Source organism: Pseudoalteromonas sp. H105, assembly GCF_001469215.1.
GTDB lineage: Bacteria > Pseudomonadota > Gammaproteobacteria > Enterobacterales > Alteromonadaceae > Pseudoalteromonas.
In genome coordinates, this window is the sequence record NZ_LOFH01000023.1 from 1 (window position 1) to 5197 (window position 5197).

Genomic DNA, 5197 nt, shown 5'->3' on the forward strand with positions numbered 1-5197 from the left:
TCCACTATGATGAAGCAACCCAAACCTGCCGCTGCCCCGCAGGCAATAATATGTGGCGAAGCGGAGTTAATGTAAACAGCCATAACCAACAATACACGCGATTCTGTGGTTACTTAAAAGACTGTAAAGTGTGCCCACTGCAACAGCAATGCATGCGAAAGGCACCGATAAAAACAGGGCGGCAAGTGCAGTTTAAAAATGATGAATCACGAAAAAAAGTCAGTTACACCGATAAAATGAAGGTCAAAATAGACAGCCCAATGGGGCGACGGCATTACAGTAAGCGACTTGGCTGTATAGAGCCAGTGTTCGGTAATATCACCGTCAATAAAGGCATGAATAAATTAACCTTACGGGGACAAACGAAAGTGAATGCGCAATGGCAACTGTACTGCCTTGTCCATAATATAGAAAAACTGCAAAACACGATGCATTAAGAAGGGGAAGCCCTTTTAACTTAAAATAAAGCGACTCAACCACTCGTAACCACTTCCAAAACGCCAATTAAAACAATATCAAACACTTTTTTATATCCTGCATAAAAGTACAGTAATCGATTGAACGAAAATAGGAACTCAGCTATGGTTTGTTTATCAATAAAAATAAACAAAAAAACGAGTTAATCTACAGGCTCGTTAGTTGCCTATGGATAGTTATGAGAAGTTTTCTAGTTTGTGTGTTTTTGTTACTACTCTCTTCAAATGCGTATAGTGACATTGAACTTTTAGCGAAAGCAGCAAAAACAACGGAATATTTAAATTTTGATCCGGACTCAAAGGAAGAGTTTAATACGAAATCTGAGTATTTGGGTGAGTTACAAGGGAAATTTAAACTCTACAATCATACATATTATTTTAACAATAACTCTAGGGCTGGCCACAGGCTAGTTATCCTTACTTCGTCTGGTGAGTTAATTGGCATGTATGCTATTGACGACTGGGCAACTTCAATAAGTGGAGATTGTGTGTACTTTCCTGTATCAGAAGAGTATGGAAACAAAATATGCATAGAGAATGGAGTTTTCCCAGAACAGGCATGGATAGATGGACAACTGCCAATGTTGTTTAAATAGGCAACTAACACATATGAGCCTTAACTCTGTCAATAGGCATTAGTATTCTTTTCGACCGTTTTTATACAGTGACGGTCAATTCTAAATCAATAAACAAATTCGTTTACTTCGTCTGTCGATGCGGCTATTAAGCAAGTTGCTTACGGCAAACACATATAGGGTGCGTTACGCAGTAATCTCTTATTGCGATCTCATCGCAGCCAGTTTTTTCCCATATCCTTTTGGGGTTGCTGGGGCACTACGACTAAATGGATTTAGAAGGTAGAGCGAAGCAGGATGCCAGAGCCGAGACATTCATCGGTTAACCTCATCATGGCACTATTCAAGGCGGCTGGTTTCATCATTATGATCCAGTTAGTTTAAGGCTCAAGTCAGGTGTAAGCGACTTTGTTTATTGTATTAATGCACGCGTACTGAGCGTCTAATCAAGGCAAGTGGCTCAGGCCTGTAGGCATATAATCAGGTTAAACCTTGTTGGCTATTAACTCACCCAATTGATTGATGCTCAGCCTTATATCCAGTTAGATGTTCAGCTCACTCAGTACCGTGACTAACCCTTTAAGAATTTTGCTTCATCGAATACAGTCTCTTTTTTAAGCATATAATAAACACAGCGACCCAGCTTATGTGCAAGCGCTGACAGTGCTTTGGCTTTGCTCATTCGCTTTTGTAGTTTTTCAAGGTATTTGTTGGCGTTGTGATTGTGGCGCAGCAGTAATACTGCGGCTTCGGAGAACGCCCATTTGAGATGTGCATTGCCAATTTTATTACCTTGGGTGCCATAGGTTTTGCCAGCAGACTCCGCTTTGCATTTGACTAATCGACTGTATGAAGCGAATTTTTGTACGCTTGAAAAGCGATTGATGTCACCAATTTCGTAAATGATGGTGAGTGCGAGAATGCGGCCTATACCATTAATTGTTTGCAAGATATTAAGGTGCACAGGATTATGCTGCTTAGCCATTTGTTCAATATAATGCTCTAAAGGCTTAAGCTCCTTGTGATAGCAATCAAGTATGGCCATATTTAAATTAATAGAGCGTTGCACAACGGGATCAGGGAAGTAATAGCGCATCTTTTCTCTGTCGCAAACGTTCTTTAAATTCACGTTGTGGGCAGGTAAATTATACTGACTGGCAGTATTGGCAACATGGGCTTTTAAATCAGCGCCGTGGCGGACGATTTTAGTTCTGCGGCGGAGTAAATCACGCGTAGCACGCATATCTTTGTCATACACATAAGCAAGTGGGAAGTTCCCCCCACGGATGAGTTTGGCAATTTTATATGAATCTATTTTATCGTTTTTGGCTTTACCGCCATGAATCGCTTTCATATACAAAGCATGACCGAGAATAAAGTCGATAGTGTGTTCTTTACAAAAGTCAGCGACCCAATACCAGCAATGCATGCACTCTACGCCAACCACAATGTCACCGATATACGGTTTAAGTAGCTTTAGTAGTGCTTCTGGGTCGTCTTTAATTTTCTTGTGAACAAGGATAAGTCCTGTATTATCAATGATACAGACGTAAAGTAATCGTGCGTGTAAATCGATTCCACAATAATATGGATGCATGTTATTGTAAAAGTTCATTGAGCTTTCTCCTGTAAGGTTGGTTGCCTTTTCAGCGTAGCGAATAATCGCGATGCTGGGGAGGAGGCTCAATGAGTATCAAGGCCATCATAGGGACATTGTTTGCTCCGTTGCGCTTTGGGGTGGCTGCGCCACTTTACCCCAAAGCTCCACTCCACAAACAATGCCCCATATGGCGGCGTTATATGGCACTGAGGTATTGAGCATGATGAGAGTTTTATTTTTCATTATTATTATCTTTTATTCAAACTTGAGTATTGCTTCGAAGTGCTTCGTTAATGAAGATACTATTCTTGAGAATGACCAATTTACTAATGTATTTGTTGGGGTTGTAACGAAAGCATATTTTGAAGAGTTTGCTAATTTAAGAGGTGGCAAAAGAGCTGTAGTAGAATTTGAACTAGTTGAAACTCTTAAAGGTACGCCTGAAACATTGAAAATAGTTTATTTCGTTCATGATGGTCACTCCATCATGCTAGGTCAGCGCCACCTTTTTGTAACAGATTCTAAAGGTTTTTCTCATATTTGTGGTGGTAGTGGATATTTGGAGCAATTTGGAGATAGCTCCAGTGCAATTCGTAACCATATTTACTATCGCTTAAAAGAAAAACTCGGCAAGTAAATGCCATATAACAAGCTGTTTAACAAGGACAAAATACAGTTGGCTTTTGCTCCTTCGTCGCTTATTCTAGCCAACTATATTTTGCCCATTAACAGGGCGTTGAGGCTGTAGAATTACTCTTTTTAGAAACATATCCTACTATTTAAAACTGATTGTTTTTTAACCTTGAAACCACAGGGTGACTGTGATCTAATAGATATTATTCACCCACGGTAAATTGTTATGGCCAACTACAAGCCTGACTTATCCTGCCAAAATAAATTCATTCCTATCAATTTCTCTGAGCAAATTTTGCCTGGCACCTTTGAGTATGCCCTTTGTTATATTGTCGAAAATAAACTCGACTTGTCGGGCTTTGACGCGTGGTATAACAACGATAAAACGGGCGCAGCGGCGTATCCACCCACGGTAATGTTAAAGATTATTTTACTTGGTTATGCGCATGGGTTAATTAGTAGTCGCCGAATAGCCAAGGCCTGTGAGAACAATATTCTGTTCATGAGTGTGTCGGGAGATATTCAGCCGCATTACACATCAATAGCGGGTTTTGTGGCTAAAATGCATGAACAGATTGAGCCGCTTTTTACGCAAGTGCTGATGATATGTGATGAGGAAGGCTTGATAGGCCGCAACATGTTTGCCATTGACTGAAAGGTCAGCCCCGGGTTGCAAATTAAAGTCGAATGCGAGCAAAGAGTGGAGCGGCACATTCGATGAACTAGGCCGTAAAAAAGCAAAACTAGAGCGCGCAAGTAAACGCATCATTGAACGCCACCAAGCCCAAGATGGCCTAAGCGAAGAGCTGGTCACTCAAGACTTAAAGCAAAAAGAAAAGCTCGATAAAAGTGCAGATAAAATCACCGCATTCTTAGCTACTCACGAAGAGAAAACAGGCAGTAAAGGCAAGCCAGTAAAAAGTAATATCACCGACCCAGACAGCGCAAAAATGACCACCTCCAAAGGCACCATTCAAGGCTACAATGGTATTGCGATAAATGACGATAAACACTAAATCATCCTGCAAGCACAAGCATGGGGGTCGGTGGGCGAACAGCAAACACTCCAGCCAGCCGTTGAGCAATTAAAACGGCAACTTGATAAATTAAACACCGATAAAATCACAGACGAACACACGATTAAGTTCACCGCAGACAGTGGGTTTAACAGCGAAGCAAACCTTGAATACATGGCGCAAAGTGGCTTTGATAGTTACATTGCAGATAATCAGTTTAGAAAACGCAATCCGTTGTTTAAAGAGAGCGAAACCTACGAAACAGAGCAAGAAAAGCGCCGACTAAAACGCAGTAAAGGCAAGCCACGGTTATTCACCTCAGATGACTTCCACTATGATGAATCAACGCAAACCTGCCGCTGCCCCGCAGGCAATGCCATGTGGCGAAGTGGTGTTAATGTAAACAGCCATAACCAACAATACACCCGATTTTGCGGTTACTTGAAAGATTGCAAAGTATGCCCACTACAACAGCAATGCATGCGAAAGCCACCGATAAAAACAGGGCGGCAAGTACAGTTTAAAAATAATGAATCACGCAAAAAGCTAAGCTACATCGACAAAATGAAGGTCAAAATAGACAGCCCAATGGGGCGACGGCAGCTTTTTATTGAAGGAATAGCAAACGACTAGGCAGTATAGAGCCTGCTTCCCTTTAAATAAACAGCGGAATATTACAGTAAACAAAGGCATGAATAAATTAACCTTACGGGGAAAAACGAAAGTGAATGCTTTTACTTCATTCTGCGGCAACTGTACTGCCTTGTTCATAACATAGAAAAGCTGCAAAACAGGCAGCATTAAAAAAGGGGAGCCTTTTTAAGCCGAAATATAGCCAATCAAGCACCTGCAATTCCCTCTAAAACAGCCATTAAAACAACCGCACATTCTCTTTTC

7 protein-coding genes are annotated in these 5197 nt (G+C 41.1%); 6 read left to right on the forward strand and 1 reads right to left on the reverse strand.

What is annotated here, in order from left to right; all coding sequences use genetic code 11:
- Both ATS75_RS19880 and ATS75_RS19885 read left to right on the forward strand, forming a co-directional pair.
- Positions 1-437, forward strand: a 437-nt coding sequence (locus ATS75_RS19880) for a transposase (protein WP_201020988.1), incomplete at its 5' end; no start/stop codon positions are given.
- Between the two features lie 218 nt (positions 438-655).
- Positions 656-1072, forward strand: coding sequence for a hypothetical protein (locus ATS75_RS19885; RefSeq protein ID WP_058562151.1), 417 nt, complete (start codon positions 656-658; stop codon positions 1070-1072).
- 550 nt (positions 1073-1622) lie between these two features.
- Here the strand turns inward: ATS75_RS19885 and ATS75_RS19890 are convergent.
- Complete coding sequence (locus ATS75_RS19890) at positions 1623-2666, reverse strand: IS110 family transposase (protein WP_058562071.1); 1044 nt, start codon at positions 2664-2666, stop codon at positions 1623-1625.
- Between the two features lie 172 nt (positions 2667-2838).
- Here ATS75_RS19890 and ATS75_RS19895 point away from each other — a divergent pair, with 172 nt between their 5' ends.
- The 4 genes from ATS75_RS19895 to ATS75_RS20270 all read left to right on the forward strand — a co-directional run bounded on the left by ATS75_RS19895 (position 2839) and on the right by ATS75_RS20270 (position 4933).
- Positions 2839-3288, forward strand: coding sequence for a hypothetical protein (locus ATS75_RS19895; RefSeq protein WP_161936912.1), 450 nt, complete (start codon positions 2839-2841; stop codon positions 3286-3288).
- A 222-nt stretch (positions 3289-3510) separates the two neighbouring features.
- Positions 3511-3939 (forward strand): transposase, encoded by a 429-nt coding sequence (locus tag ATS75_RS20265; RefSeq protein ID WP_082665533.1) that lies wholly within the window; start codon positions 3511-3513, stop codon positions 3937-3939.
- On the forward strand, positions 3932-4300 hold the full coding sequence (locus tag ATS75_RS20705; protein ID WP_235591217.1) for a hypothetical protein: 369 nt from the start codon (positions 3932-3934) through the stop codon (positions 4298-4300). The genes ATS75_RS20265 and ATS75_RS20705 overlap by 8 nt, the downstream gene beginning before the upstream one ends.
- 30 nt (positions 4301-4330) lie before the next feature.
- Positions 4331-4933 (forward strand): transposase, encoded by a 603-nt coding sequence (locus ATS75_RS20270; protein ID WP_235591218.1) that lies wholly within the window; start codon positions 4331-4333, stop codon positions 4931-4933.
- Positions 4934-5197: the final 264 nt, after the last annotated feature.